The sequence below is a fragment of the Streptomyces sp. BE303 genome, from assembly GCF_036290945.1.
GTDB lineage: Bacteria > Actinomycetota > Actinomycetes > Streptomycetales > Streptomycetaceae > Kitasatospora.
The window spans coordinates 42,786-69,166 of sequence record NZ_JAQYWZ010000899.1 but is presented as its reverse complement, the minus strand read 5'-3'; the positions used below and the strand labels follow the sequence as shown (position 1 = coordinate 69,166).

General features: G+C 73.4%; 27 protein-coding genes and 1 pseudogene. 15 read left to right on the top strand and 13 right to left on the bottom strand.

Annotated elements, in window-relative coordinates; all coding sequences use genetic code 11:
• A partial coding sequence (locus PUR56_RS35300; protein WP_329951963.1) for an IMP dehydrogenase occupies positions 1-214 on the top strand: 214 nt, incomplete at its 5' end.
• 142 nt (positions 215-356) lie between these two features.
• A pseudogene (locus PUR56_RS35295) lies at positions 357-707 on the top strand (transposase family protein); the annotation flags it as partial.
• Between the two features lie 67 nt (positions 708-774).
• On the opposite strand, the gene PUR56_RS35290 reads toward PUR56_RS35295, so the two are convergent.
• Positions 775-1,206, bottom strand: coding sequence for a VOC family protein (locus PUR56_RS35290; protein ID WP_329951962.1), 432 nt, complete (start codon positions 1,204-1,206; stop codon positions 775-777).
• 698 nt (positions 1,207-1,904) lie between these two features.
• Here PUR56_RS35290 and PUR56_RS35285 point away from each other — a divergent pair.
• Entirely contained in the window at positions 1,905-2,507 is a 603-nt protein-coding gene (locus PUR56_RS35285) for a hypothetical protein (RefSeq protein WP_329951961.1), read from the top strand.
• Positions 2,508-2,624: 117 nt separating this feature from the next.
• On the opposite strand, the gene PUR56_RS35280 is transcribed toward PUR56_RS35285, so the two are convergent.
• The 5 genes from PUR56_RS35280 to PUR56_RS35260 all read right to left on the bottom strand — a co-directional run bounded on the left by PUR56_RS35280 (position 2,625) and on the right by PUR56_RS35260 (position 6,143).
• On the bottom strand, positions 2,625-3,215 hold the full coding sequence (locus PUR56_RS35280) for a class IV adenylate cyclase (protein WP_329951960.1): 591 nt from the start codon (positions 3,213-3,215) through the stop codon (positions 2,625-2,627).
• The gene (locus PUR56_RS35275; protein WP_329951959.1) at positions 3,212-3,889 is read right to left on the bottom strand and encodes an SAM-dependent methyltransferase; all 678 of its coding nucleotides are present in this window, start codon (positions 3,887-3,889) and stop codon (positions 3,212-3,214) included. The genes PUR56_RS35280 and PUR56_RS35275 overlap by 4 nt, the downstream gene beginning before the upstream one ends.
• A complete protein-coding gene (locus PUR56_RS35270; protein ID WP_329878200.1) occupies positions 3,807-4,448 on the bottom strand; it encodes a hypothetical protein in 642 nt (213 codons plus the stop codon). Before PUR56_RS35270 ends, PUR56_RS35275 begins: the two co-directional genes overlap by 83 nt.
• Entirely contained in the window at positions 4,441-5,343 is a 903-nt protein-coding gene (locus PUR56_RS35265; RefSeq protein WP_329878198.1) for a radical SAM protein, read from the bottom strand. Before PUR56_RS35265 ends, PUR56_RS35270 begins: the two co-directional genes overlap by 8 nt.
• Positions 5,344-5,450: 107 nt before the next feature.
• Positions 5,451-6,143: an HAD family hydrolase gene (locus PUR56_RS35260; protein WP_329878196.1), complete on the bottom strand. Its 693-nt coding sequence runs from the start codon at positions 6,141-6,143 to the stop codon at positions 5,451-5,453.
• Positions 6,144-6,237: 94 nt separating this feature from the next.
• Between PUR56_RS35260 and PUR56_RS35255 the strand changes: the two genes are divergently transcribed.
• Complete coding sequence (locus PUR56_RS35255) at positions 6,238-7,008, top strand: XRE family transcriptional regulator (RefSeq protein ID WP_329878194.1); 771 nt, start codon at positions 6,238-6,240, stop codon at positions 7,006-7,008.
• Positions 6,995-7,462, top strand: a complete 468-nt coding sequence (locus PUR56_RS35250) for an NUDIX hydrolase (RefSeq protein ID WP_329878192.1) — start codon at positions 6,995-6,997, stop codon at positions 7,460-7,462. The genes PUR56_RS35255 and PUR56_RS35250 overlap by 14 nt, the downstream gene beginning before the upstream one ends.
• On the opposite strand, the gene PUR56_RS35245 is transcribed toward PUR56_RS35250, so the two are convergent.
• From PUR56_RS35245 to PUR56_RS35215, 7 genes are all read right to left on the bottom strand, one after another.
• On the bottom strand, positions 7,450-8,013 hold the full coding sequence (locus PUR56_RS35245; RefSeq protein WP_329878190.1) for an HD domain-containing protein: 564 nt from the start codon (positions 8,011-8,013) through the stop codon (positions 7,450-7,452). The two genes, PUR56_RS35250 and PUR56_RS35245, sit on opposite strands and share 13 nt — an antisense overlap.
• Positions 8,014-8,236: 223 nt before the next feature.
• Positions 8,237-8,812 carry a hypothetical protein gene (locus tag PUR56_RS35240; RefSeq protein ID WP_329951958.1) on the bottom strand — a complete coding sequence of 192 codons (576 nt, stop codon included), beginning with the start codon at positions 8,810-8,812 and terminating at the stop codon, positions 8,237-8,239.
• On the bottom strand, positions 8,809-10,194 hold the full coding sequence (locus tag PUR56_RS35235; RefSeq protein ID WP_329951957.1) for a hypothetical protein: 1,386 nt from the start codon (positions 10,192-10,194) through the stop codon (positions 8,809-8,811). The genes PUR56_RS35240 and PUR56_RS35235 overlap by 4 nt, the downstream gene beginning before the upstream one ends.
• Positions 10,191-10,997, bottom strand: coding sequence for an ABC transporter ATP-binding protein (locus PUR56_RS35230; RefSeq protein ID WP_329878184.1), 807 nt, complete (start codon positions 10,995-10,997; stop codon positions 10,191-10,193). The genes PUR56_RS35235 and PUR56_RS35230 overlap by 4 nt, the downstream gene beginning before the upstream one ends.
• A gap of 80 nt (positions 10,998-11,077) precedes the next feature.
• Positions 11,078-11,893 (bottom strand): zf-HC2 domain-containing protein, encoded by an 816-nt coding sequence (locus PUR56_RS35225; protein WP_329951956.1) that lies wholly within the window; start codon positions 11,891-11,893, stop codon positions 11,078-11,080.
• On the bottom strand, positions 11,890-12,453 hold the full coding sequence (locus PUR56_RS35220; RefSeq protein WP_380361220.1) for an RNA polymerase sigma factor: 564 nt from the start codon (positions 12,451-12,453) through the stop codon (positions 11,890-11,892). Before PUR56_RS35220 ends, PUR56_RS35225 begins: the two co-directional genes overlap by 4 nt.
• Before the next feature lie 150 nt (positions 12,454-12,603).
• Positions 12,604-13,500 carry a LysR family transcriptional regulator gene (locus PUR56_RS35215; protein WP_329951955.1) on the bottom strand — a complete coding sequence of 299 codons (897 nt, stop codon included), beginning with the start codon at positions 13,498-13,500 and terminating at the stop codon, positions 12,604-12,606.
• 121 nt (positions 13,501-13,621) lie between these two features.
• Here PUR56_RS35215 and PUR56_RS35210 point away from each other — a divergent pair, with 121 nt between their 5' ends.
• The 10 genes from PUR56_RS35210 (at position 13,622) to PUR56_RS35165 (ending at position 26,343) form a co-directional block, all read left to right on the top strand.
• Positions 13,622-14,149, top strand: a complete 528-nt coding sequence (locus PUR56_RS35210; RefSeq protein WP_329951954.1) for a cupin domain-containing protein — start codon at positions 13,622-13,624, stop codon at positions 14,147-14,149.
• A gap of 348 nt (positions 14,150-14,497) precedes the next feature.
• A complete protein-coding gene (locus PUR56_RS35205; protein ID WP_329951953.1) occupies positions 14,498-16,336 on the top strand; it encodes an AMP-binding protein in 1,839 nt (612 codons plus the stop codon).
• Between the two features lie 229 nt (positions 16,337-16,565).
• Complete coding sequence (locus PUR56_RS35200; RefSeq protein WP_329878174.1) at positions 16,566-16,805, top strand: phosphopantetheine-binding protein; 240 nt, start codon at positions 16,566-16,568, stop codon at positions 16,803-16,805.
• Entirely contained in the window at positions 16,802-18,235 is a 1,434-nt protein-coding gene (locus tag PUR56_RS35195) for a flavin monoamine oxidase family protein (RefSeq protein WP_329951952.1), read from the top strand. Before PUR56_RS35200 ends, PUR56_RS35195 begins: the two co-directional genes overlap by 4 nt.
• Before the next feature lie 327 nt (positions 18,236-18,562).
• A complete protein-coding gene (locus PUR56_RS35190; protein WP_329951951.1) occupies positions 18,563-20,296 on the top strand; it encodes a class I adenylate-forming enzyme family protein in 1,734 nt (577 codons plus the stop codon).
• 36 nt (positions 20,297-20,332) lie between these two features.
• On the top strand, positions 20,333-21,730 hold the full coding sequence (locus tag PUR56_RS35185; RefSeq protein WP_329951950.1) for a KamA family radical SAM protein: 1,398 nt from the start codon (positions 20,333-20,335) through the stop codon (positions 21,728-21,730).
• Entirely contained in the window at positions 21,727-22,914 is a 1,188-nt protein-coding gene (locus PUR56_RS35180; protein ID WP_329951949.1) for an ATP-grasp domain-containing protein, read from the top strand. The genes PUR56_RS35185 and PUR56_RS35180 overlap by 4 nt, the downstream gene beginning before the upstream one ends.
• Entirely contained in the window at positions 22,911-24,140 is a 1,230-nt protein-coding gene (locus tag PUR56_RS35175) for a phenylacetate--CoA ligase family protein (RefSeq protein ID WP_329951966.1), read from the top strand. Before PUR56_RS35180 ends, PUR56_RS35175 begins: the two co-directional genes overlap by 4 nt.
• Entirely contained in the window at positions 24,137-25,483 is a 1,347-nt protein-coding gene (locus PUR56_RS35170) for an MFS transporter (protein ID WP_329951948.1), read from the top strand. Before PUR56_RS35175 ends, PUR56_RS35170 begins: the two co-directional genes overlap by 4 nt.
• On the top strand, positions 25,480-26,343 hold the full coding sequence (locus tag PUR56_RS35165; protein ID WP_329951947.1) for an SDR family NAD(P)-dependent oxidoreductase: 864 nt from the start codon (positions 25,480-25,482) through the stop codon (positions 26,341-26,343). Before PUR56_RS35170 ends, PUR56_RS35165 begins: the two co-directional genes overlap by 4 nt.
• Positions 26,344-26,381: the final 38 nt, after the last annotated feature.

Here is a 26,381-nt window from a genome sequence, read left to right as displayed (position 1 = left end):
GTTCGAGGAGGGCATCTCGCACTCCCGGATGTTCCTGGACCCGGCCCGCCCGGGCGTCGAGGACCTCATCGACTCGATCGTGGCCGGCGTGCGCAGCTCCTGCACCTACGCGGGCGCGGCCTCCCTGGAGGAGTTCCACGAGAAGGCCGTCGTCGGCATCCAGAGCGCCGCCGGCTACGCCGAGGGCAAGCCGCTCCACTCCAGCTGGAGTTGACGGACAGTCGCCTCGTCGCGGTTCGGCGGCGGACGGGGGCCCGGGACGCTCCGTCCGCCGCCGGGACCCTTCACCGGCTCCTGCGGGCGGCGTCGTTCGGCGGCGTTCGGCGGCGCACCCACTCCCCGGACCGCCCCGGACCACCCGCCTGGTCGTGGCGGTGGGCCGACCCCTGCCCGGCAACCGCAACGACTGCAGGGCAGGGGAGGAATCCGGGGCCAGAGCCGCCGTCGGCCGAACAACCACGACCGCCGACGGCGGCTGCCCCGGAACCGGCCTCGTCATCCCGCACCGCCGTCCCAGAGGAGGCGAACCGACGGACTCGCAGGCCGAACACGACCGCGACCACCAACGGGTTCGCACCCGCGTCGAGCACGCCTTCGCCCGGATGAAGACCTGGAAGATCCTGCGCGACCGCCGCCCGAGAGGCGACGGTGTGCGCCACGCGATGCACGGCGTTGCCCGCCCGCACAACCTCGCTCTCACGGGATGACTCCCGCCGCATGCGGGGCCTGAGTTCCCGGGAGAGGGCTCCCCACCTCGCAGTCTAGGAGGAGAAATCAGGCGAGGCAGAACTCGTTGCCCTCGATGTCCTGCATCGTGATGCACGACTCGTTGACGCCATCGGCGCGCTGCGTCAGCACGTGCTTCGCGCCGAGCACCATCAGCCGCGCGCACTCGGCCTCGAGTGTGGCCAGGCGCTCGTCACCCACGAGCCCGACGCCGGCCCGCACATCGAGATGCACCCGGTTCTTGACGACCTTGCCTTCGGGAACTCGCTGGAAGAGCAGGCGCGGAGCCACACCCGCGGGATCAGTGCACGCGAAGTAGATCGCGTCCTCGGGCGGCAGCGAGCGGTAGCACTCCTCCCACGTGGCGAAGCCCTCCGGGACCGCCGGCAGGACGTACCCCAGCACCTCGCACCAGAAGGCGGCGAGGCGCACAGGCTCCGCGCAGTCGAAGGCCACTTGGAACTGTTTGATCGTTGACATTGGCGCACAGTAACAGGGGTTCTGCTCATCTCCGCAGGTCAGGGGGTCCGCAGGTGGTCAGGAGGAGGGCTGCTGCCCGCTGTCGCGCTCGTGCGGTCGCAGGGGTGAACCGAGGTCACCGTCCCTCCAGAGGGAACCCGGCCGGCCACTCTCGTGCTGTCGAAGACCAGTGACGGGACAACCTTCAGCCGTCCGCAGGCCCGGCTCCGCCGCACCGGTCGGATCCGGCTGCCCGCCCGCGCCCCCGGCGACGGCGCCCGCCTCGGCGCCTACGGCCAACGCCACCTGCCCAGAGGGGCGTTGGGCGATCCTGCACGGCGGCCCGGCACCGCTCCCGGTCGGGCCCGACCCTCCACCTCGCTGACCCGCCCACGCTGTGGCGCCGGTCGCCCTCGGGACCCTTGTCCCGACATCAGGGACCAACGGCCCGCAGACCCGCCCGGCACCCCCGGTGCAAGCTGTCGGCAGACGCCCGGGCCGGAGCTCCACAGCACCGCCCGGCCCACCGGCCGTGACCCGGCCGCCGCGTGCGCCACCCTGCACCGACGCACCGCAGCGCCACCGCACCGCGCCCCTTGGCACCCGCCGCCCGCCCCGCACCCGGCGGCGGCACGCACGGACCACCGCCCCACCACGTCACCCCACCAGGGCACTTCGGCGCAGCCGCTCGGCGCGCCACCCCACCGAGGAGAGCCGTCATGGCCACCCAGCACACCCCTGCCCCCACACCCCTGACGCCCCGCCGCACCGGCCGCCCGGAGGACGGTGCCACCACCCGGGCCCCGTTCGCGACCGCCGCCACCCTCGCCACCGCCCGCATCGCCCTCGGCGCCGTCTTCGTCTGGGCCTTCCTCGACAAGACCTTCGGCCTCGGCTACGCCACCGCCGCGGGGCGTGCCTGGCTCGACGGCGCCTCCCCGACCGAGGGCTTCCTCGGCCACGTCGCCGCCGGCCCGCTGCGCGGAACCTTCCACGCCATGGCCGGTCAGACCTGGGTCGACTGGCTGTTCATGGCGAGCCTGCTCGGCCTCGGCCTCGCCCTCCTCGGCGGGATCGGGCTCCGGATCGCCGCCGTGGGCGGCACCGCCCTCCTCGCCCTGATGTGGGCCGCCGAGTGGCCGCCCGCCCGCCACCTCGCCGACGGCACCGCCAGCGGCTCCAGCAACCCGCTGATCGACTACCACCTCGTCTACGCCCTGCTCCTCGCCGTCCTCGCCGTCACCGGCACCGGCACCACCTGGGGCCTCGGCCACCGCTGGACCGCCCTCCCCGCCGTCCGCACCCGCCCCTGGCTCCACTGACCCACCCCGGACGGCCCCCGCCCCCGCCTCCGCTCGATGGCGGGGGCGGGGGCGGTGCGGTGGCCGGGTGGACACGAGCCGGAACGGCCGATCGACGAGGGGCAGCTCGCCCCCCGTTCAGGTCGCGGGAGTTCCGTGGCTACCGGATCCCTCCCGCTGATGGCCGTTGTCGAACAGGAGGGCGGGTTCGGCGAGGATGTCGCGGCCGGCCTCGCTCTTGTAGATCTCGTCGACGCTGCCGAACCGGGCCTCGGCATAATCGAGTTCGAGCAGCGACGCAGCCTGGCGGACGGATGCCTCGTCGGGGCCCTCGATCTCCACGAAGGTGGCGAGGTCGGGCCAGGTGTCGAAGTCGAAGGCGACCTCACCCAGACGCCACTCCTCTCGATAGTTCTCCTGGTAACGGACCTCCCGCAGACCGAGGCTGCGGAGGATCTCGGCCATGGACTGCAGATCGGCCACCTCGGTCTCGATCTCGGTGGTGCCGTCGATCGTGGTGGCGTCGGTGACCTGCTTGAGCGTCAACGTGGATCGGGTAGCCTCGTCGCGCAGACGGACCCAAGCACCGCCGTCGAGGGCATCGCTCTCGAAGATCTTCCTGGTGAGCAGGGTGCGGGGGAAAGCCTGGACGGCTCCCAGAACTGTCAGTCGCGCCTGGAGGTCGGCCACGTCGACAGCGAGGAACTTGGCCTCGTACTCGTGCTTCATGCGTTCTTCTTCCCGTGCGGGTGAGGGTGGTCCGACGTGCGGGCTGCGAGGAGCAGTCCCATCCGGTGGGTATGGTCCTGGAGCCGGCCGAGGTGGGCCCGCTCGGTGAACTCCGCAGTCCGCAGCGTCAGCAGAACGTTCCAGGCGCCGGTGAAGTGGCGGCTGAGCTTCTCGGGCGATGTGTAGTGGTCGACCAGATGGTGGCGCGCCTCCACCGGCATCATGAACTCCGCGCCGAACAGACCATCGGCGCGCACCAGGAGCTGCATGCGGGCGACGAACTCGGCGAGCGGGCGGCGGTGGTTGACGCTGTAGTGCCAGGAGCAGCTGGTCCAAACCGCGTCGCAGAGCCTGTCGAGCGGCTCGGAGCCGAGGAAGTCCTGCTCCACGACCTGGACCCGGTCATACAGGTCTTCGAGCCTGAGACGGTCGATCAGCCCCGTCGCGTGGGCGTGTGCGGTGCCGGGCAGGTGCACTTCTCCGCCGTGAAGGGCGAGCGGGTCGCGTTCGACCGCGATGACGCGGTAGCCGGCGGCTGCCAGTGGAAGGACGAACTTGCCGTCGCTCGCGCCGATGACCGCGACGGTGGCGTCACGGGGCGCGTGCTCCTTCAGCGCGGCGAGGAACTGGGGGAAGAAGGTGAGGGTGTGCTCCCAAAGGCTCCGTGTCTGCACGGCAGTGGGATCCTTCCGCGTCGATGGCGAGGATGGACTGGACTACCTGCTCCGGTTCGAGGCCCGTGGTGTCCACCCGGCGCATCGGGAACTGCGCGTAGGCGGTGGTGATCCGCTCGACCACGTCCTCACCGAGGGCGTCCCACCGGGAGATCGGCTTGTGCCGCCCGGCGAGGCGGCGTTGGCGCTCGTCCTCCGTGCAGAACAGCTGGTAGGTGACAGGTTGGGGGAGATCCGGTGGCAGTATGACGCCGAGATTCGCGCCCAGGGCTCGATGGTTGGCCAGGCACCGGGCGAAGTAGCTCTCCACGACGACCGGGACGTCGGCGGCGAGGTGGTGCCGTATCTCGTCGACGGCGGTGAAGAGTGCGGAGAGGTAGAAGCTCATCCGGGCTTCGATGTTGTCCCGCATGTCGATCTCGCGCCGCAGTGGCTGGTAGAAGACCGGCACGGTGGGGACGAGAACGGCTTCGCGGGCTGCGGCGAGCATCGGTGCGACGGTCGATTTGCCGGTGCCGCGCAGCCCTTCGAGGCTCTCGAACAGCGGACGGTCAGACACGGGCGTACACCACGTCCGGAACGGCGAGGGTGAGTTCGTCGGTCGCGGAGGGCCGGTGGACGATGTGACCGGCGAGCTTGTCGTACCAGAAAGCATGCGAGTCCTTGCCGACGGCCTTGCAGGACATGGTGAGCGCACCGCGCGGGTCGGCCTCGATCCGCTCGATCTCTCGCGGTCCGTCGATGTGAGCGCAGATGTCCGGGGCACCGTCCTCGGACAGGTCCTCGTCAACGATCACCTCGATCGAGAGCTTCGCGCCCTTCAGCCGTTCGCGCAGGCGGGCGTACGCGGCGGGCTCGGTCACGAGCAGCTCGGGGTGGTCGGCCGCGTTGCCGACCGGGCGCATGCAGTGGAGCTTCAGTTGTCGGGCCCCGAAGTCCTGGAGGGTACGAGCCAGCGGGACCACCTCGTCGATGTTGCGGGCGGTCACCGTCATGGTGGCCCCGGTGGCGACACCGAGCTCCCGCGCCAGGTCGAGCGCGCTCAGCGCGCCCTGGTAGCTGCCGAACCTGCGGACGTGGTCGTTGGTCGCGCCGATGCCCTCCAACGACACCCTCAGCAGGTCGAGGTAGGGGGCGATCTCCGCGAGCCGGCGCTCGATGCGGTAGCCGTTGGTGCAAATCTGGACCTGCAGACCGAGTTCCTGTTTGGCATGGCGGACGACCTGCGGCAGGGCCTTGTAGATGAACGGCTCGCCACCGAGCAGGGTGACGGCCTCGGTGCCGTACCGGTCACGCATGAGGGTGAGGAGCTCGATGGCCTCCTCTGACGAGAACGCGTCCGCGTGTTTGAGCCGCTCGCCGTGGAAGCAGTGCAGGCACTCGAAGTTGCAGCGGTACAACAACTGCAGGTAGAGCATTCGGATCCGCTGGATCCCGGTCACTTCGCCGATCATACGAGTCTCCCTCGGCCGGTCGCTCGGCTGGTGACCTGATGGTGGCGAAGGGTTCCGGGATGGCGGCACCGCGTACCGGGACGGCTCGGGGACGTCTTGGGACGTTCTCAGTCGGACGCGAATGACCGCAGGAGTTTCAGAAGAGCCGGGGTGTCGGAGAGGTCCGGCAGCACGGTGCTCGCGCCCGCCGCAATCAGGTCGGCTTGGCTGTCGACACCCGTGGCCACGGCGATGACCCCGGCCTCGGAGGTGAGCGCCGCCTCGACATCACGAGGAGTGTCCCCCACCAGGACCACTGGTACGTCAACAGGCAGGCCGCGGTGTCGGCGAGCACGTTCTCGCGCGACGGCCACCAGCTCACGGCGCTGAACGGCATCGGCCCCGTAGGCTCCGACGGCCAGATCCAGCAGGTCGTCGAGGCCGAAGGCCGCGAGCTTCACCCGCGCGTTGGCCGCAATGTTGCCGGTCAGTACCGAAGAGACCCAGCCGGGCCGGTCGGCTGCCGCTTCGAGTGCTGCCCGGACGCCCGGGAGAGCCGTGCCGCGTCGGCGGAGGTCGTCGAACCGCTCGATCCCCGCCACTTCGAGGGCCGTCTGGACTGTCGGCCAGTCGGGCTCCGGCCGATCGTTGCGGCGGAACATCTCACGCATGATCAGGCGGTCGGTTCGGCCTTCGGTCCGGGCCGCATGGTTCGGTGGATACCCCGCCAGGGCGGCGAAGGCGGCCGCGTAGATCTCCTTGCTGACCCCCGCGTTCTCGATGAGCGTGTGGTCGATGTCCCAGAGGATGATCAGCGGCATGGCGCCAGCGTAGGCACCCTGCCGATCCGTGAGCCCACGAGGTGTCCCCCTACCTCCTTGCAAGCCGACGCCTGCCTCGGCTTGTATGGTTTCCGTGAACGAGCGACTTCGCTCCGTACTCGCTCAGCGCGGCGTCTCTCCCGAGTTGCTCGCCGCCGCGTGCGAGGTGGACCCCAAGACCGTGGGCCGCTGGATCGGCGGACGAGTGCCGCACCCGCGACACCGCTTCGCGGCCGCCCAGCACCTACGAGTGGAGGAGACCTTCCTCTGGCCCGCACCGGCGCCACTGGCGGGCAGGCCGCTCGCGGCCGGCACCGAGCTGGTCGGCACCTACGTCAACCGAGCGAGCGTGCCACGGGAGATGTGGTTGTCGTTGCTGCGGGAGGCCGAGACCCAGATCGACGTGCTCGTGTTCTCCGGGACGTTCTTCGCACAGACCAACCCGCACGTCGCCAGGATGCTTGCGGAACGGGCCTCGGCCGGTGTTCGCGTCCGTCTGTGCTTCGGAGATCCGGCTGGCAGGGCGGCCGTTGTCCGGGGGCGTGAGGAGGGTATCGGTGACGCGCTCGCCGCGAAGATCCGTGCCTCGCTCACCTACTACCGGATCCTGCCGGACAGGGCCGGCTGCGAGGTGCGCCTCCACGACACCACGCTCTACAACTCGCTGTTCCGCTACGACGGTGACCTCCTGGTCAATCCGCACGTGTGGGGCCAGCCCGCGAGTGCCAACCCTCTGCTCCACCTCAGGAGGGTCGACTCCACAGGATGGTTCGACAACTACGCTCAGAGCTTCGAAGCCGTCTGGGACGGCGCGAAACCCTGGACACCCGTATCGGAGGGGAACACCGCACATGGGCAGGACTGAGTATCTCGACGACCCCGACGCCCCCAAGGCCAACACCCTCGTTCCTGCGAGCAACCTGCTCGTGGCCGACCACAACGGCGCCATCCTGATGCAGCGCCGACGTGACACCGGCCAGTGGGCCCTGCCCGGCGGGGCGCAGGACATCGGCGAGACCGCTGCCCAGTGCGCCGTGCGCGAATGCCTGGAGGAGACCGGCGTGATCGCCGAGGTGACCGGATTCCTGGGCGTCTACAGCAACCCGCACCACATCGTCGCGTACACCGACGGCGAGATCCGCCAGCAGTACGAGAACGCGTACATCGGCCGGCCCGTCGGCGGCGAGCCCACGATCAACGACGAGGCCGACGACGTCCGATGGATTCGGCCCGCCGACCTCGACCGGTACGACATCCACCCCAGCATGCGCCGACAGATCGGCGACTACCTCGCCGGCACCTACCCCTACCTCGGCTGAGCGGCCAGCGCGGCCTCCACCCGCGCCACCGCCGCGAAGATCGGCGGTGCTGCCCGACGGATGAACCGCCCCACCACGCTGTCCGCCCCGTAGCGCCCCACGATCTCCGCCACTCGTTCTCCGGCGGTCGTCAGGGCCCCGTCGGGCGTCGTCGTCATGTCGCAGTAGACCAGCGCATCCACCGGCCGCCGGTCGTCCAGCAGCGGGAACTCCGTCTCCAGAACGTCGCGGAGTCCCCGCTCCTCGGCTTCGATCAGCGCGAACGAGTGGTTCGCCACCAATCGGGTCAGCCGATCATCCACCCCGTGGACGTCTCGGAGGAACCGGGCACCGTCGAGCGGGTGGAAATGGGTCATCGCCAGTCTCGGTGCATAGCCGATGTCATGCAGTAGCGCCGATGCGTGGACCACATCGGCGCTGTCGCCCAGCACACTGGCGAGACCGGCGGCCCGTGCAGCGACGCCTTTCGAATGCGCCCAGCGACGGGGCAGCACCACGGACAGTTCCGCTTCGGTGAGCCGCCACGCCCACTCGGTCAGGACCTCACTCATGTCCAGGTGCCTTCCCTCGTGGTCGAGAGGACAGTCCTCCGGCAGCAGCGCGGTCGCGTGTCGAGTGGTCGTCGCAACCCTCCGCGCCGACGATGCGACAGCCACCTGCTGCGGAGAGCTGCACACCCGGCTGTCCCCGGTCGTTCGACGGGTGTCCGAGGGATCGACGAGACGGCGACTCGTCGATCCCTCGGTGCGGTGGCCGGGTGGGGTCCGGGGGTGGTCAGCGGCGGGGGCCGGTGGTGGCGTAGGCGGTGGTGCCGACGGCGGCCAGGGTGAGGGCCGTCCAGGTACCGGCGGCCGTGCCGGGCGGGAGCAGCATCCAGGTCAGGACCTGCGTCGCCGGGTCCGTCGCGGGCGGGAGGACGAACGCGAACGACAGCCACACGAACGGCAGGACCCACGCGAACTGCGCGCCCCAGCAGGCCGCCCCGACCGCCACGAGCCCCATCAGCCCCGCGATGTCGCGCACGACGAGGGCCGGGGCGGCCGGCTGCCCGCTCACCACCTGCACCGCCAGCACCACCGCGCCGACGACGACCCCGCAGAGCAGGACGTGCGCCGCCCGGCGCGGCCACCAGCGGATCGCGGCCGTCCGGTCCAACGCGTGGTCCTGTCCGGCGAGGCCGGCCGAGAACGCCGTCGCCCCGGCGGCGAGGACGAGCGTGGACGGCAGGGGGTCCCCGGGCAGCCCGCCGCCCAGCCGGGCGAGCGTCCACACCGCCACCGCGCCGACCGCCACCACGGCGAGGGCGGCCGGTACCCGCCGCGAACGCGCGTACAGCGTCAGCCACCTCACTGGACCCTGCCGGCGGTCAGTGCGGCGAACGGGAAGTCCGTGCAGGAGACCGCGGCGGCGTGCAGGGCGCCGATCCGCTGCCGCTGCTCCGGCCCGGGCAGCGCGGTGAGCTCCTCCCACACCGGGCGGGCCATGGCGTTCCAGTCCTTCAGGGTGTACATGGTCCCGTCGAGGGGCCGGAGCTCCCCTCCGAGGACCCAGGCCGCCGCGACGCTCTGGGCGACGGCCTCCTCCAGCGTGCCGCTCTCGGCGGAGCTCCGGGCGTGGCACAGCGGCACCAGGCCCTGGCCCGTCAGGGCCCGGGTGAGCCGCTCGCCCGACGCGCCCCCGAACACCTCGTCGCCGAAGTCGACGAGCAGGGCGTCGCGCGACCGTTCCGCCTCGCCGAGGAGCTCCCTCGGAACGGTGGTCTCACGGACGGTCACGGGGGCCGCGTCGCCCAGGGCCCCGCGCAGCAGGCGCAGCGCCTCCCGGCCGGGACCGGCCATACCCGCGAGCCGTGCCTGCCGGGCCGCCGTCACGCACACCGGGCCGTCGCAGACCTGCGTCACCGCGGCCCGGTCGACGACGTACGTGGCGCGGGGGTCGGCCGGCAGCAGGAGCAGGGCGACGGCGCCGCCCGCCAGCAGCGGGGTGAGGGCGAGCAGCCGGGCGCGCGGGCCGGCGGCGGCCAGCAGCGCGAAGCCCGTCGCGGCCAGGCCGAGCAGCCAGAGCGTCTGTCCGAGGTGCACGGACGCGGACAGCGTGAAGACCGTCTGGCGCACCTCGGACACCGCCGGCGACAGCAGCGCGAGGCGGTTCGGCGCGGCGGACGACGGCACCGCGGCGTCCGTGGTCTGCCGCAGGAGGCTGACGGCCACGAAGGCGCCCACGGCCAGTGCGGGCGGCGTGAGGACGGAGGGCAGCGCCCGTCCGACCCCCATGCCCAGGACCGCCCCCGCGACCAGCGCGAGCGCCCCCACCAGCGAGACCGGCAGCCAGCCGAGGTGGGTGTACGCGGCGTCTCCGGCGAGCACCCGCACCGCACCCACGAGGAGGACGAGCCCGAAGGCCGAGACCAGCGCGAACGCCGTCGTGCCCGCCAGGGCGGCCGCGCGGTGCCGTGCGGGTCTCGGGGTGCTGGCCAGCAGTTCGGCCGTCTTCGAGCGGTGGTCGCGCAGCCCCTGGAGCGCCCCGAGACCCACCGCGAGCGGCCACAGGAACAGCAGCAGGAACCGGGTCCACAGGGCCATCGAGGTCCACTGGGCCGTCCACAGCGTGGTGCCCCTCGACCACGCTCCGGGCACGAGGTGCAGGAACGCGAGGGCGAACGCCACCACGACGGCGCCGGCCCACGGGGCGACGGAACGCCGCAGCTCGATGCGGAGGATACGGAGGTTCACCAGGCGCCCCTCGTGCGTGCGGGGTCGACGAGCAGGGCCGAGTAGCCGCGCTCCAGCGGGCTGTCTCCCACGTGTTCCGGGCCGCCGGCCGCGGCCAGCTCGTCCGGGGTGCCCTGGAAGACCAGCCGCCCCTCGGCGAAGAGCACCACGTCGGTGCAGGCCGCGGCCACGTCCTCCACCAGGTGGGTCGAGACGACCACGCAGGTGTCCGTCCCCAGCTCCTGGAGCAGCCCGCGGAAGCGGAGCCGCTGCGCCGGGTCCAGACCGACCGTCGGCTCGTCGAGCAGCAGGATCGAGGGGTCGTTGACGATCGCCTGGGCGATGCCGGCCCGCCGCACCATCCCGCCCGACAGGGCCTTCATCCGCTCGTCCGCGCGGTCGGCCAGGCCGACCCGTTCCACGGCCCGCTGCACCGCCGCGGGGATGTCCGCCGTCGGCACCTCCTTCAACCAGGCCATGTACTCGACGAACTCGCGCACGGTGAAGCGCTTGTAGTAGCCGAACTCCTGCGGAAGGTAGCCGATCCGGCGGCGCAGCGCGCGGTGTTCGCCCGGTCCGCCCGCGGGCTCCCCGAGCAGCTCCAGTGCGCCTCCGGTGGGGCGCAGCACGGTGGCCAGGGCCCGGATGAGCGTGGTCTTGCCGGCCCCGTTGGGACCGAGGAGTCCGTGGACGCCGGTGCCCAGCGACAGGTCGAGCCCGTCGACGGCCATCCGCTTCCTGCCGACCCTGACCTTCAGTCCGGTCGCCCGGATCTCCCAGGCGTAGGCCGTGGGGGCGATGTCGGCCCTGCTCACTGCGGGCATCGTGCGTTTCCTCGTCTCTCGGGGGTGGGGGGTGGCTCGGGGGTGCGGGGCAGCTCGGGGGCGGGGCGTCTCGCGAACGTTCACCGGTGGGCGCCCAGCACGGTGTAGGCGCCCCTGCGGGCGAGGACGACGCCGACGCCCAGCAGGAGGATCAGCCCCCACACGGGCAGGCCGTCCGTCCGCAGGGCGAAGGCCGTCCGGCTGGTGGCCAGGGTCGGTGCCACCACGACCGCGGCCCAGGCGGCCACCAGGACGACGGCGGCGCGGGTCACCCCGATCATCCCGCCGAGCGCCAGGGTCATCGAGGTGAAGGCCAGGCAGGGCAGGAGCCACTGGGCGGCCGTCACCCCCGTCACCCATCCGCCCGCCAGCAGCGCGGGGATCACCACGACGAGCACGGAGGCGGTGCGCCGCAGCACCAGTTGCAGCCCCGCCCTCGGGGTGGAGGCCGTCAGCTCGTACGCCGGGTCGAGGCCGCGCGACCACGAGGCCGCGACGCCGCACACGGGCAGGACGGGGGCGAGCAGCAGCATCAGGGACACCTGCCCTGAGCCGGGGCCCGCCAGGTCCAGCAGCAGGGCGAGCAGCGTCACGGCCACGACCATGGCCAGCCACGGCGTCATGGCGGGCGTCGTCCAGGCCGACAGCCGCGCCCGGCGCCGGCGCGGGGCCGACGGGGCGGTCGTCGCCAGCTGGTGTTCGAGATCGGACCAGACGGTGTCGGTCAGCGCCGCCAGGGCGGGCGCGGCGGCCGGGACGGCGGCCGACAGCCGGTCACGGCAGGGGCGGCACCCCTCCAGGTGGGCCTCCAGGGCCCACACCTCGTCCGCGACGAGGTCCGTGTCGCCGCGCGCGTATCCGTCGATCAGTCGTGCCGACGCGTGTTCCACGTTCATCCCAGTGCCTCCCGCATCGCGATCCGGGCCCGGCGGGCGCGGGTCTTGACCGTTCCCTCGGGCAGTCCGAGGACGACGGCGGTCTCCCGGACGGACAGCCCGTCGAGCACCATGGCCTGCAGTACCTCCCGGAGTTCCGGTGCGAGGCGCCGCAGCGCGTCCCCGACGTCGCCGCCGACGGTGGCCACCAGGGCCTCCTCCTCGGCCGCGGGCGCCACGGGGTGCGGGGCCGCGGCGGGCGGGGGCTCCGCGTGGTGGGCCCTGCGCCGGAACGCGTCGACGAGGCGGCGGGCCGCGATCGTCCACAGCCAGCCGACGGCCGTCCCTCCGGTCCGGCTCCCGGCGAAGGAGCCCGCCGCGCGCCACACCGCCAGGTACGTCTCCTGCATGACCTCGGCGACGATCTGCTGATCCGTGCAGCGGCGGTTCAACCGCACGGCCAGCCACGGCGACGTGCGCCGGTACAACTCCTCGAAGGCGGCCCGGTCGCCCCGGGCCACCCGTCGTAGGAGGTGTTCCTCGTCCAGTTCCTGCGGCGCTGCCGCCCCAACCCGTTTCACACCTACTAGACGCCCCGTCGGGCCTGCGGGTTTTCTCCCAGACGTGATCCGGGTCACGTCCGGGCCGACGGTGCGGACGGGCGTCCGCCGACGGCGCGCGGGACCGCCGGCCGCCGCGGCCCGGGAACGCCCCGGCGGTGCCCGCGGGGATCACGGGTGGGGCGCGTGGGCTGCGCGGGGCGCGCCGAGGGCGTGGAGGAGATGGCGGAGGGCCGGCGCGGGGGGACCGGCCGGGCGGGCGAGGGAGGTGGTGACGGTCGGCCCGGCCAGCCGGCGGACGGCCACCCGGGGGAGGTCGGGGAGGCCGTTGACCTCGTAGAAGACGGTCCAGGAGGGGGTGGTGGCGGAGCCGATCTCGGCGAGGGTCTCGCGGAGGGTGGTGAAGGGTTCGCCGGGCGGCGGGTCGATGCCGGCTCCGCGGCAGGCGTCGGTGACGAGGGCGTGGAAGGCGGGGTTGCGGTCGCGGGCGGCGAGCCGCAGGGGCAGGTGGGCGAGCCGGTCGAGGCGGAGCTCGTCCTCGGCCGCCAGGGGGTGGTCCGCCGGGAGCGCGACGTGGAGGGGGTCGTGCCAGACGGGGACCAGGTCGAGGTCCGGGTGCGCGGTGACCGCGCGGAACAGGGCGGCGTCCAGCCCGCCCGTCCGCAGGGCCTCCAGCCGCTCGGCGGGCGGGCCCTGCCGCAGTCGCACCCGGAGGCCGGGTGCGCGGTCGGCGAGCCGCGCCAGGGCGTCGTCCAGGCGGGTCCCCGGGGTCTGGACGGCGCCGAGGCGGAGGACGCCGTCGGTTCCCGCGCGGATGCCGGCCGCCGTGCGCCGGACCTGCTCGGCGGCGGCGAGTGCGGCGCGGGCCTGCGGGAGGAGGCGCTCACCGGCGGCGGACAGGCGGGTCCCCCGGGTGGACCGGTCGAGGAGCACCACGCCGAGTTCGCGCTCCAGGCGGCGGACCTGCTGGCTCACGGCGGACTGCACGATGGTCAGCCGTTCGGCGGCCCGGCCGAACCCGCCCTCCTCGGCCACGGCGACGAAGTACTGCAGTTGCCTGAGCTCCATGCGCGGACCCCCACTCATCTCGATCGGTGATCACCGCCCGCTCCGACCGCTTCTGGTCCGGTGGTCGCTCCCCGGGTCGAATGGTGCCGTACACGTGATCCCGAGGGGAGAGGGGAGAGCCATGACCGCGGATCAACCACGCGCCCTGGTCGTCCGGTCGCAGGAGGCGGAGCGCCTCGCGCTGCCGGCGGGCGGCGCGTTCGGCCTGCTGGTCGACGCGGACGCGACCGGCGGTTCGTACGGCGCCAACCGGCTGACGCTCGGCGCCGGGGCCGACGGCGCCCGGCCGCACCACCACGCGGTGTCCTGGGAGCTGTTCTACGTCCTCGACGGCGTGGCGGAGTTCCTGCTCGGCGACTCCCTGGTGACCGTGGCCGCGGGCGGGGTGGTGTCGGTACCGCCGCTGCTGCCGCACGCCTTCGGGGCGGCGGCCGGCAGCCCGACCGACCTCCTGGTCGTCGCGTCGCCGGGGGTCGAGCGCTTCGGGTACTTCCGGGAACTCGCGGAAGCGGCCTGGGGGCGGCAGCCGTTCGACCGGCTGACGCCCTTGCAGGACCGGTACGACGTCCACTTCGGGTCGAGCGAGGTCTGGGACACCGCTCGCCGCCGACAGCCGCCCGCCCGACGGTCCGTCGGCGTTCTTCCGTGAAATCCAGCACCCGTGCCGGATTTTCCCCGGACCTTCGGCCGCGGCGGGGCCGGAGGTCCGTCCCCCCGGCCACGACCGGCCGGAACGCCCGACATGTTCCTGTACGGACCATGTTTTTGACGATCCATCAGGAATCCGGGCCGGGCAACCCTCGCGAAACGGAGGGCGGCTCGGATCGTGTACGCACTGGAGGGTTCCATCGCCGAAACGACGAACACTCCCCGCATCCGGGCGACTACCACTCGAAGCCACTCGGGCCCCAGCAACCCGCCCAGGTGGACCGCGTCACGTTCACATGTCAACCACACATCCTTGAAGCGACATCCTCAACAAGCATTGTGGCCACGCATGTTCGAAGGTAGAGTCCCGCTCCGCCGAGCACCGACAAGTGCTCGCACGGCATTCTTTGGGGCGGGCATGACAAATAACCGCAACATCAACGGGGCCACTTCCGACCTGATTGACGCGTTCACGGAAACCGTCGGGCGATTTCCCGAACGGCCGGCGATCGTCCACCACGGACGCGTCCTTAGTTATCGCCAACTCGACGAGTTGGCAAGCAGTTTGGCCGTCCGGCTGGGGGCCGGGCCCGGTGTGGTCGCCGTCCCGGCGGTCCATGCGCCGGAGACGGTCGTCGGACTGCTCGGTGTGCTCGCGGCCGGCGGCGTGTACTGCCCGGTCGATCCGGCCTTTCCGCCGCAGCGCCAACAGGCGATGCTGTCGGCGGTGGGGTGTCGCACCGGGCTCGCGGCGCCGGTCACCGGCCCCGACGCCCGATCCGGGCCGTCGGGGTCGTCCGGGTCGTCCGGGCCGTCGGGGTCGCTGGGGTCGTCGGGGTCGTCGGGGTCGTCCGGGCCGGAGATCGTCGACCTGCCGCGATTAGCCGCACCCGACGCAGCCGCGCCGGGTCAGGCCGATCAGGCGGCTCAGGCGGCTCAGGCGGATCCGCGCGGTCCGTCGGAGCCCGCGGAGCCGGCGGGTCCCCCGCGTCCGCCGGCTCCGTCGCAGCCCGAACGGCCGCGACCGGCCGACCCCGAGCAGCCGGCCTACCTCCTCTTCACGTCGGGTTCGACCGGGCAGCCGAAACCCGTCGTGACGCCCCGCCGGGCGATCTCCGCCACCGTGCACGCGCTGCGCGGACTGTTCGGCCTCACGGCCGACGACCGGGTGCTGCAGTTCGCGTCGCTGAACTGGGACACCTGTTTCGAGGAGATCCTCCCGGCGCTCACCACCGGCGCCACCCTCGTCCTCGACGACGAGGCGCACTCGGGATCGTTCCCCCGGTTCCTGCGGATGGTCGGGCGCGAGCGGATCACCGTCCTCGACCTGCCGACCGCGTTCTGGCACGAACTGGTCCTCCACCTCACCGAGGAGCAGGCCGGCCTGCCCGACTCGGTCCGGCTGCTGGTCATCGGCGGCGAGGCGGCCAACCCGGCCAGGCTCGCCGACTGGAGCCGCCTCGACACCGGGCGGATCCGCCTGCTCAACACCTACGGCTGCACCGAGACCACGCTGATCACCCACGCCGTCGACCTGCACGGACCAGGAGCACCCTCGTCCGGACCGGACTGGACGGCCGGCGAGCCCGCGCCGATCGGGCGGGCACTGCCGCACGTCGTCGAACAGATCAGCGCGGAGGGCGAGTTGGTCATCGGCGGCCCGGCCGTCGCGGCGGGCTACCACGGGCTGCCGGAGGCCACCGCGGCCCGGTTCACCGTCGTCGACGGCGAGCGCTGGTTCCGCACCGGCGACCGGGTGAGCCGCGCGCCGGACGGCGTGCTCACCCACCGGGGCCGGCTGGACGGCGAGATCAAGGTGCGCGGCATCCGGGTCGACCCGGCCGAGGTCGAGGCGCACATCGCCGGCCACCCGGGGGTGAGCGCGGTGGCGGTGGCCGGGGCGACGGTGGCCGGCCGGTCCGCCCTGGTCGCGTACCTGGTGCCGCGCGCCGGAGCGGCGGCGGGGACGCTGGACGCCGACGTCCGGGCCTACCTGAGCAGTCGGGTGCCAGGCCACCTCGTGCCCAGCCGGATCACCGTCGTGCCGGAGCTGGTGCTCACCGCCAGCGGCAAGGTCGACCGGGCGGGCTCCCACCGCCGCCACTCGGCCGCCCCGGCGCATCCACCGCATCCGGTGTACCCGGCGCAGCCGCTCCGGGCGGCACGCGCGACGCCTTCCCCGCACTAGACGCGCCGACGCGCCGACGCGCCTGCGGGCAGGCCCGCAGGACCGCAGGCCCGCAGAACCGCGGGCACCAGGCGCACCCCCGCACACGGACACACCCCGCACGCGGGGCGGGCCCCGGGCAGATCCCCGGGCAGGACCCGTCCCGAGGCCCCTCGCCGGGCCCCTCACCGACACCCCACCAGGTGCGCCGACAGGCGGCACCTGCCGGTCCATGAAAAGGAGAGCCTCGATGAGCGTTGACACCACCTCCGCCGACGCCGAGGACGTGGTGGCGATCTTCCGCCGCGTCCTGGAGACCACCGACGTCGCCGCGGACTCGGACTTCTTCCTCCTCGGCGGTGACTCGCTCATCGCCACCCGCGTACTGAGCGCGGTCGCCCGGACGTACGGCGTCGAGCTGTCCTTCGAGGACTTCGTGCTCGCGCCCACCCCCGAGGGCCTCGCCGAGCTGATCGCGGCAGCCGGATGAGCGGCCGGGACACGGCCGCCGGGCAGGACGAAGCCCCCCAGGACTCCGGGAGACAGCACGACGCCCCGCAGGGCTCCGGCCCGGCGGGCGTCCGCTCCGCCGTCGTCGTCGGCGCCGGCCTCGCCGGCCTGACCGCCGCGAACGGGCTCGCGTCCCGCGGGGTCGAGGTCACCGTGCTCGAAGCACGCGAGCGGGTCGGCGGCCGGATCCACGGCCACGAGGTGGCCCCGGGTTCCTGGGTCGACGCCGGCGCCGCCTACCTGGGCGACCGGCACACCGAACTCCTCGCCCTGCTCAAGGAGTCGGGCCTCGACACCACGCCGACCACGATGCTCGGCGCCAGCCGCTTCGCGCTCGGCGGACCCGAGCACGCCACCCGCGACGGGCGGTTCCCACCCCTCAACGCCGTGGCACTCGGCGACCTCTTCGACCGGCTGGCCGAACTCACCGCAGCGGTGCGGCCCGACGCGCCGTGGCTCACCCCCGACGCCGAGCGCCTGGACACCCTCACCGCGTCCGAGTGGGCCGACCGGCACCTGACCCACCCGGACGCCCGGCTCTTCTTCCCGCTCTTCCTCGGCGAGATGATGGCCGCCGACCCGGCCGAACTCTCCGTCCTGCACATGGCCTTCTACCTCCGGTCGGGCGGCGGTCTGCGCTATCTCAACGCCTTCGAGGGCGGCGCCCAGCAGGACCGCGTCGCGGGCGGCGCCCACCTGCTGTGCGAGCGGCTCGCCGAACGGCTGTCCGAGCGACCGGGCGCGCGACTGCGGCTCGGCGAACCCGCCGTGGCGGTCCACCAGGACGCCGACGGGGTCACCGTCCGCACCGGGCGGGGCGTCCACCGGGCGGACGCGGCGGTGGTCGCGCTCCCCCCGCTGCTGGCCGACGGCCTCGACCACCGGCCCGCCCCGCCCGGGCCCCGGGCCGGCGCGCGTACCGGGCGCGGCTGCGCGGTGAAGGTCAACCTGGTCTATCCGTCGCCCGGTTGGCGCGACCACGGACTCTCCGGGTGGTCGGTCAACGCGGAGGGCCCGCTGCTCTCGACCGTCGACGACTCGCCGACGGCCGACGGGGTCGGGGTCCTGACCGGTTTCGTGACCGGCGCCGAGGCGCACCGGTTCGCCGCGCGCAGCCCGGAGCAGCAGCGGGCCACCGCGGTCGCGCAGGCCGCCCGGCTCTTCCCGATGCTCCCGGAGCCGATCGGGTTCCATGTCACCGACTGGGTCAACGAGCCCTACAGCAGGGGCTGTTACGCCGCGCTGTTCGGTCCCGGCGACTGGCTCGGGCAGGGCCCGGCACTGACCGCACCGCACGGCCGGGTGCACTGGGCCGGCACCGAGACCAGTACGGAGTTCTTCGGGCTGATGGAGGGGGCGATCCGCTCCGGCCACCGCGTGGTCGCGGAGATCCTCGGCGACCACCGCTGAGCCGCGGCCCGCCGCACCCGGACCACCCCGCACCGCCACGCACCCACCCCACCACCCCGGACCACCCCGCACCGCCGCGCTTCCCCGTACCACCGCGATCCCCGCTCCGCCCCGCACCACCGCCGCGCCCCGCACCACCGCCGCGCCACCCCACCGGCGGAGGGGACCACCTGCCGCGGAGAGCACGACCGGACGAACGCACCACCGTCGCACAGGACCCGCGCCACCGCACGAACCCGTCCGTCGAGCACCAGTTCTCCCACCCCCCGTCGGCCCGCCCCGTGTGTTCCACAAGAACCGCGGCGGGCCACCCCCTCAGGAGACGCCATGAGCGACCAGAGTTCCATCCAGCCCGCCGGCCCGAGCCCCGTCGCGCCCCTCGCCGCCCGGGAGCGGCTGATGACCGAGCCGGAGCTCGGGGCCGGCAACTTCCTCGAACACGCCATCGCGGTGAACCCCAACCGCGCGGTCCCGTTCGCGTTCAGCCACCACACCGACCACCGCGGCGCCGTGGTGCTGCGCGGCCACAGTCTGCTGGACCTCGCCGCCCTGCGCGACCGGTACGCCGCCTGGTACCACGCCAACGGCGTGCGCCCGGGCGAGCCGGTCGCCGTGGTGGTCGGCGAGGGTCTGGAGCCGCTGCTGCACTTCCTCGCGCTCACCGCGCTGGGCGCCGTCCCGGCCCTGGTCAACGACGCCATGCGGCACGACGTGATGGTCCGCTACCTCCACCACGTCGGCGTGGTCGGCGTGGTCGCCGACGACACCACCCGGCTGGCCGCCGCCTACCGCGAGGACCCGCGGAGCCGGCCCCGCTTCCTCGCGCTCGCCGCCGAGATCCAGGCCTTCGACGCCGCCGCGTCCGGCGGACTCCCCGAGGCGTACCCGTACCGGCACGCGGCGGACGACGTGGTCGGGCTGATCCACTCCTCCGGCACCACCGGCACACCCAAGTCGACCATGCTGGCGCACCGCCAGTTCTGGGACGGCAAGCAGCCGCGGATGGTCCGGTTCCCCGCCGAGCCGTACGACCGGCTGATGTCGCTGATGCCGCACACCCACGCCGGCGGGCTGAGCTACTTCCTCACCGCCACCCTGCTCGGTCTGCCGACGGTCGTCATGTCCGACTGGCGGCGCGCGGTGGTGGAGCCGGTGATGGAGGCGTTCCTGCCGACCATGGTGGCCTCCTTCCCGCGCACGTTCGTCGAACTCGCCACCGGGGAGCTGCCGGTGGCGGGCGCAGCCCGGGTCCACTCCTGGTTCAACACCGGCGACAGCGCGCACTACGGGCACATCCGCCGGCTGGTCGGGCTGGGCGAACGGCCCGCCGGGCTGATCCGGCCCTGGCTGCTGCCGAGCGAGAAGGCCGAGCAACCCGCCCTGCCCGGTTCGCAGTTCGTCGACGGCCTGGGATCGTCCGAGATGGGCATGGCGCTGTTCGGCCAGGTGACGACGCCGGAGAGCACGCGCAACGACCGGTGCGTCGGCAAGCCGCTCGAAGTGGTGCTCAAGGCGGCCGTGCTGGACCAGGACGGCACCGAGGTCCCGGACGGCACGGTCGGGCTGCTCGGCGTGGTCACGCCGTCCCGGACGCCCGGCTACTGGAACAACGCCAGGCTGACCGGCAGCTTCGAGCTGAACGGCTACTGGCTCACCGGGGACGTCGCCCGGCGGGACGCGGACGGCTCCTTCTACCACCTCGACCGCACGGTGGACGTCGTCGACACCGTGGCGGGGCCGGTCTACAGCCTGCCGATCGAGGAGGTACTGCTGGCCGACTGCGCCGAGCTGGTGCGGGACTGTTCGGTGATCGGCGTTCCCGGCGGCGCCGGGAAGGGGCAACTCCCCGTCGCAGTGGTTCAGTTGCAGCACGAAGCCGATCAGGTGGGCGCCGAGGAGGTCCAGGAGGCCGCCAACAAGGCGCTGGCCGGGGCCGGACTGTCCGCCCTCGCCGCCGTCCGGATCGCGCGCACCGCCGAGGAGTTCCCGCTCGGGCCGACCGGCAAGGTGCTCAAGCGCGAGCTGCGGACCCGCCTCGCCACGCTCTTCACCGGCCGGTAGTGCCGGATGGACCGCCCCGTACCCCCCGCACACCCCGTGACGGGGCAGCCGTACCAGTACGTCCGGACCCCGCTGGTCGAACCGGACTGGCGGAGACTGCCGGGCTGGCGCGACGTCACCGAGGCCCAGTGGCGGGACGCCCAGTGGCAGCGGGCGCACTGCGTGAAGAACGTCCGGCAGCTGCGGGCCGTCGTCGGCGACCTGCTGACCGACCGGTTCTACGAGGAACTCCTCGCCGACCAGGCCGAGTTCGCGACGATGCCGATCCTGCTCCCGCCGCAGATGCTCAACACCGTGGCTCCGCGCGCCCCGACCGTGCCGGAGGCGTTCACCGAGGCGTTCCTCGCCGACCCGGTCCGCCGGTACATGCTGCCGGTCCGCTCCGACCGGCACCCCCGGTGGCCCAGCCATCCCCGGGCCGAGCGCGACTCGCTGCACGAGGCCGAGATGTGGGTGGTCGAGGGCCTGACCCACCGCTACCCCACCAAGGTGCTGGCCGAGCTGGTCTCCACCTGCCCGCAGTACTGCGGGCACTGCACCCGGATGGACCTGGTCGGCACCTCCACGGCCCAGGTCGCCAAGAAGCGGCTGGTGCTCCGGCCCGCCCACCGGCAGGAGCAGATGCTCGACTACCTCAAGCGCACCCCGGCCGTGCGCGACGTGGTGGTCTCCGGCGGCGACCTCGCCAACGTGCCCTGGCCGCAGCTGGAGTCGTTCCTGCTGCGGCTGCTGGAACTGGAGTCGGTCCGCGACATCCGGCTCGCCAGCAAGGCGGTGGTGGGACTGCCCCAGCACTGGCTCCAGCCGCAGATCCGGGAGGGCGTGGCCCGGGTGGCCGCCGTCGCCGCGCGCCGCGCGGTGAACCTGGCCGTCCACACCCACGCCAACCACGTCCGGTCGGTGACCCCGCTGGTGGCCGAGGCGGCCCGGGGGCTGCTGGACGCGGGCGTCCGCGACGTCCGCAACCAGGGCGTGCTGATGCGCGGCGTCAACGCCACCCCCGGCGACCTGCTGGACCTCTGCTTCGCCCTCCAGGGCGAGGCGAACATCCTGCCGTACTACTTCTACCTCTGCGACATGATCCCGAACGCCGAGCACTGGCGGACCTCGGTGCACGAGGCGCAGCGGCTCCAGGAGGCGATCATGGGCTACCTCCCCGGCTACGCCACCCCCCGCCTGGTCTGCGACGTGCCGGACCTCGGCAAGCGCTGGGTGCACCAGGCGGTGGGGTACGACCGCGAGCGCGGCATCTCGTACTGGACCAAGAACTACCGCACCGAGCTGGAGGTCCGCGAGGGCGGCGGCCCGGACGGCGACGACCCGCTCGACCGGCGCCACCCGTACTACGACCCGGTGGACACCCTCCCGGAGCCCGGCCGCCGCTGGTGGGCCGGGCACGCCGGGCACCCGACGACCCCGGAAGGAGCACGGTGAACCCCACCGGCCCCGCACACCCCACTGACCCCGCACACCCCACAGACACCGAGAACCCGGCGGGCCCCGCGCACGCCCCCGGTTCCGCGGACGGCTCCGGCCCGCTGCGCCGGATGTGCTGGATCTTCCCCGACCGCGAGTCGAGCCGGATGTCCGCGACCTGGCACCACTTCTTCTGGGACCTCTACGCGGAGATCGCCGAGGAGCTCGGCCTCACCTGGTGCCGGCACTCGCCCGACGCGGTGACCGTGGACGCCTCCGACCCCGCCCGTCCGCTGGTCTACGTGGACGAGGAGCCGGTGACCCCGCAGGACACCCTGTTCATCACAGCGCTCTACTCGCTGCCCTACCAGTCGATGGACGTCTTCAACCAGTACGCGCTGTACGCGGTGCTCGAACAGGCCGGCTTCTACCTGCCGTTCCCGCCGCACGTCTCGCTGATCGGCAACGACAAGGTCGCCACCGTCCTGCACTTCGCCGACTCCCCCGTGCCGGCGATCCCGTCGGTCCGGATCGGCACCGGCCGGGACATCAGCAAGCACCTGTACGAGGTGGCGCTGGGCGGCCTCACCTACCCGGCCATCGTGAAGCCGGCCGGCTGGTGCGGCGGCGGGGGGATCAACCTGGCCCGCGGTCCGGAGGACATCCGGGGCCTGGCCAGCCTCGCCCAGGGCGGCGACACCACCCTCGTCGCCCAGCCGTACCTCGGCGACGGCACCGTCGACTACCGGGTCTACGTGGTCGGCGGCGAGCCGTACGCGGTGATGAAGCGGATCCCGGAGCCCGGCTCGCCGGTGGCCAACGCCAGCCGGGGCGGGGCGATGGAGTTCCCACCGGTGCCGGACGAACTGGCAGCCGCCACAGCGTACTTCGCCGAGAAGCTGCAGATCCCGTTCTTCTGCGTCGACTTCCTGTACGACGGCGAGCGGTACTGGTTCTCCGAGCTGGAGCCGGACGGGGTGATCGCCCCGGACTGGTCCGACCCGGGCCGCACCCTGCAACGGGACGTCACGCGCGCCCGGTTCACCGCCTACCGCGACGCCCACGCCAAGTGGCTCGCCAACGCCACGGCCCCGACCGGCAGGGCCACCACGGCCGCCACGGCCACCACGGCCCCGATCACGACGCCTACGCCGACGCCGACGCCGACCACGACCACGACCCCCCGAACGGACCCCCGATGACCGACGCGTTCTCCCTGCCGCCCGAGGCGGCCGAGCCGCACCTGACCGTCGCCGGCCGGACCCTCGACCGGCTGCGGACCGTCCCCGCGCTGGCACCGCGCTACGCGGACCACCCGGGCAGCGTCCGCACCCTGGACGAGCTGGCCGCGCTGCCCCCGCTGGTCAAGGACGACCTGAACACCGCCCTGGCCCACCTGGACCCGCGCTCCGAGTCCGGCGCCACCTGGCTGTTCCAGAGCGGCGGCTCGACCGGCGCCCCCAAGGTCGGCTACGCGCCCACCGGCTTCTACATGGCCGGCGTCCACGCGCACTGGCAGCCGCTCGACCGCGAGGACGTGTTCGTCAACGCCTGGGGCGCCGGGCGGATGTGGGGCGCGCACTTCCTCGCCGCCGGACTCGCCGACCTGTCCGGCTGCCGGATCATCGCGCTCGGCTCGGTCACCCGGGAGGAGTACCCGGACTGGCTGGCCTTCCTCGCGGACCGCCGGGTGACCGCGATCGGCGGCACGCCGAGCGTGCTGCGGCTCTGGTTCGCCCACGCCCGCGCGGCCGGGATCAAGCTGCCCACCCTGCGCAAGGTGCTCTGGCTCGGCGAGGCCTGGCAGCCGCAGCTGGAGGAGGACATGGCGGCCGTCGCACCGGACGCCCGCCGCTGGGGCATGTTCGGCTCCACCGAGACCTGGGTGGTCGGCACCAACACCCCGGACTGCCCGGCCGACACCTTCCACCCGCTGCCCGCGCAGCTGGTGCACGCCGGCCCGGACGGGCTGCTCGACTTCACCACGCTCGACCCGGAGATGCTCAACCCCGTACTGCGCTACCGCACCGGCGACGCGGGCGAGTTGACCGCGTGCCCGTGCGGCCGGCCGGGCCGGGCGATGCGGGTCCTGGGGCGGCGGGACAGCGTGGTCCAGGTACGCGGCCTCGGCCTGCACGTGGACGAGCTGGTCGCCCGGGTGGAGCGGGAACCGGGTGTCTCCCGGGCCCAGGTCGTGATCACCGAGAACGGCGGGCGCGCCACCGGCGTGGACGTCCTGCTGCTGACCGACCCGGGTGCGGCGGTGGACGCCGAGGGGCTGCGCGCCGAGCTCCTCTCCGCGACGTTCACGCTCAGCACCGCCTTCCAGCACGACCCGGAGAACTTCCGGGTCCGGCCGGTCGACGAGCTGGTCAGCAACGACCGCACCGGCAAGACGGCCACCTTCGCCGTCCGGGAGGGCTCGTGAGCCCGCAGCGGCCGGGCGGCCTGGGCCGCGGCTTCAACCTCTTCTGGGCGGGCCAGACGGTCAGCGTGGTCGGTGACCGGATCACCGTCTTCGTCGTCCCCACCCTGATGATCTTCGTGCTGCACGCCTCCGCGCTCCAGGTCGGCGTGGTGGCGATGGCGCAGTACCTGGGCATCCCGCTGCTCGGGCCGGTGGCCGGTGTGCTGGTCGACCGGTGGGACAAACGCCGGACGATGCTCGTCTGCGACCTGGTCCGGCTGGTGGCGGTCCTGGTGATCCCGCTGGCGTACTGGCTGGACTTCCTGTCCACGGCGCTGCTGTTCGGCTGCGTGGCGGCGATCAGCGGCGCGACCATCTTCTTCAACGTCGGCTACCTGATCGCCGTCCCCGCCGTGGTGGAGAAGGACCAGATGGTCCGCGCCTACTCCCGGCTGGAGGGCAGCAGTTCGGTCTCCGAGGTGGCCGGTCCCTCGATCGCGGCCGGTCTGTACAGCGCGCTCGGCGTGGCCGCCCTGCTGGTGGACGCGGCCAGCTACCTGGTCTCCGCGGCCTGCTTCCGCTCCATGAAGCCCTGGGGCGGCCGGACGGTCGTCGAGGGCACGGTCTGGGAGCGGCTGACGGCCGGCTTCCGGCTGAACTGGGCGGATCCGGTGCTGCGCCGGGTGGTGCTGGCCGCCGTCACGCTCAACGCGGGCGGGCCGATCTTCGTCACCGTGCTGCCGGTCCTCGCCTACCGGGGGCTGGGCATCTCGGTCGGTGTCTTCGGTGCGGCCATGTCGGTCGGCGCCGTCGGCGCGCTGGCCGGCGCCGTGGTCGCGCCGCGGATCAGCGAGCGGCTCGGCCTGGGCCGGACCCTGGCGTGGTCGCTGCTGCTGCACTGCCTGGTCGGGCTCGGCGTGCTGGCCGCGCCGGCCCTGCCGCCGGGGCCGGTGATCGCCGTGACGATGGGCTGCTACGGCTTCTTCATGTCCTGCATCAACGTGTGCAGCGCCCCGACCCGGCAGGCCCGGATGTCCGCCGAGCACCAGGGCGTGATGCACGCGGCGTTCCGGACCGTCACCTGGGGGGTGATCCCGCTGGCCGCGCTGGTCGGCGGCCTGGCCGTCTCCGCGCTCACCGACCCGCTGGGGATCCGGGACGCGGCACGCTGGGTGATGGCCGGCGGCACCCTGCTGGCCGCCTGCTCCTTCCTTCCCGCGCTCGGCATCCAGCCGTTGCTCGACGCGGCCGCCCGGGAGAAGAAGCGGACCGGGGACGCGGGGGGCGCGGCCGGCACCGGCGGCACCGGGGACGCGGGCGGCACCGGGGACGCCGCACCCGAGCTGACGGAGACGGCGTCATGACCGGGCCCGTCGTGCTGATCACCGGCACCTCCTCCGGCATCGGTCTGGCCACCGCCGTCGCCGCGGCCCGCGCGGGGTACACCGCGGTCGCGACCCTCCGCGACCCGGACCGTGCCGGGGAGCTCTCGGAGGCGGCCGGCCGGGCCGGCGTCGCCCTGGACGTCCGCCGGCTCGACGTCACCGACGCCGCCTCCGTCGCCGCCTGCCTCGACGGCGTGGCCGGGACGTACGGGCGGCTGGACGCGGTGGTCAACAACGCCGGGGTCTCCAACTCCGACCCGACGCTGGAGATGTCGACGACGGCGGCGCTGCGGGCCAACCTGGAGGTGAACTTCTTCGGCGTCGTCGAGGTGAGCCGGGCCGCGATGCCGCTGCTGCGCGCGTCAGGCGGCCGGTTGGTCACCGTCGGCAGCGTGCACGGGGTGGTCGGTCAGCCGTTCAACGAGGCCTACTGCGCGGCCAAGTTCGCCGTCGAGGGGTTCATGGAGAGCCTGGCCCCGGTCGCCGGGGCGCACGGCGTGAGGGTCTCCGTCGTCGTCCCCGGCTTCGTGCCGGACACCCGGTTCGGGATCTTCCCGGACATCGACCGCACCACCATCCAGGCCGCCTCCGGCCCGTACGCGCCCACCTTCGCCGACTACCTCGCCTGGGTGGGCGGCCAGGGCTGGGAGGCGGCCGGGCAACCGGCCCGGGAGGTCGCCGAGGTGGTCGTGCGGACCCTGCGCGCCGAGCGCCCCGCCTTCCGCGTCCCCACCAACGACTGGGCCGCCGCGTACCTGGCGCAGAAGCTCGCCGACCGGGACGGCGCCGCCGTCCAGACCCTCGCCCGCACGTGGATCGGCCGACCCGGCGCCGACTGAGGCCCCGTCCGCCCCGGCCCCGGCAATGATCCCGCCGC

Coding starts and splice junctions, on each gene's coding strand:
- PUR56_RS35290 (WP_329951962.1), bottom strand. CDS start 1,206: ATGTCAACGATCAAACAGTTCCAAGTGGCCTTCGACTGCGCGGAGCCT.
- PUR56_RS35285 (WP_329951961.1), top strand. CDS start 1,905: ATGGCCACCCAGCACACCCCTGCCCCCACACCCCTGACGCCCCGCCGC.
- PUR56_RS35280 (WP_329951960.1), bottom strand. CDS start 3,215: ATGAAGCACGAGTACGAGGCCAAGTTCCTCGCTGTCGACGTGGCCGAC.
- PUR56_RS35265 (WP_329878198.1), bottom strand. CDS start 5,343: ATGATCGGCGAAGTGACCGGGATCCAGCGGATCCGAATGCTCTACCTG.
- PUR56_RS35260 (WP_329878196.1), bottom strand. CDS start 6,143: ATGCCGCTGATCATCCTCTGGGACATCGACCACACGCTCATCGAGAAC.
- PUR56_RS35250 (WP_329878192.1), top strand. CDS start 6,995: ATGGGCAGGACTGAGTATCTCGACGACCCCGACGCCCCCAAGGCCAAC.
- PUR56_RS35245 (WP_329878190.1), bottom strand. CDS start 8,013: ATGAGTGAGGTCCTGACCGAGTGGGCGTGGCGGCTCACCGAAGCGGAA.
- PUR56_RS35230 (WP_329878184.1), bottom strand. CDS start 10,997: ATGCCCGCAGTGAGCAGGGCCGACATCGCCCCCACGGCCTACGCCTGG.
- PUR56_RS35225 (WP_329951956.1), bottom strand. CDS start 11,893: ATGAACGTGGAACACGCGTCGGCACGACTGATCGACGGATACGCGCGC.
- PUR56_RS35215 (WP_329951955.1), bottom strand. CDS start 13,500: ATGGAGCTCAGGCAACTGCAGTACTTCGTCGCCGTGGCCGAGGAGGGC.
- PUR56_RS35210 (WP_329951954.1), top strand. CDS start 13,622: ATGACCGCGGATCAACCACGCGCCCTGGTCGTCCGGTCGCAGGAGGCG.
- PUR56_RS35205 (WP_329951953.1), top strand. CDS start 14,498: ATGTTCGAAGGTAGAGTCCCGCTCCGCCGAGCACCGACAAGTGCTCGC.
- PUR56_RS35200 (WP_329878174.1), top strand. CDS start 16,566: ATGAGCGTTGACACCACCTCCGCCGACGCCGAGGACGTGGTGGCGATC.
- PUR56_RS35195 (WP_329951952.1), top strand. CDS start 16,802: ATGAGCGGCCGGGACACGGCCGCCGGGCAGGACGAAGCCCCCCAGGAC.
- PUR56_RS35190 (WP_329951951.1), top strand. CDS start 18,563: ATGAGCGACCAGAGTTCCATCCAGCCCGCCGGCCCGAGCCCCGTCGCG.
- PUR56_RS35175 (WP_329951966.1), top strand. CDS start 22,911: ATGACCGACGCGTTCTCCCTGCCGCCCGAGGCGGCCGAGCCGCACCTG.
- PUR56_RS35165 (WP_329951947.1), top strand. CDS start 25,480: ATGACCGGGCCCGTCGTGCTGATCACCGGCACCTCCTCCGGCATCGGT.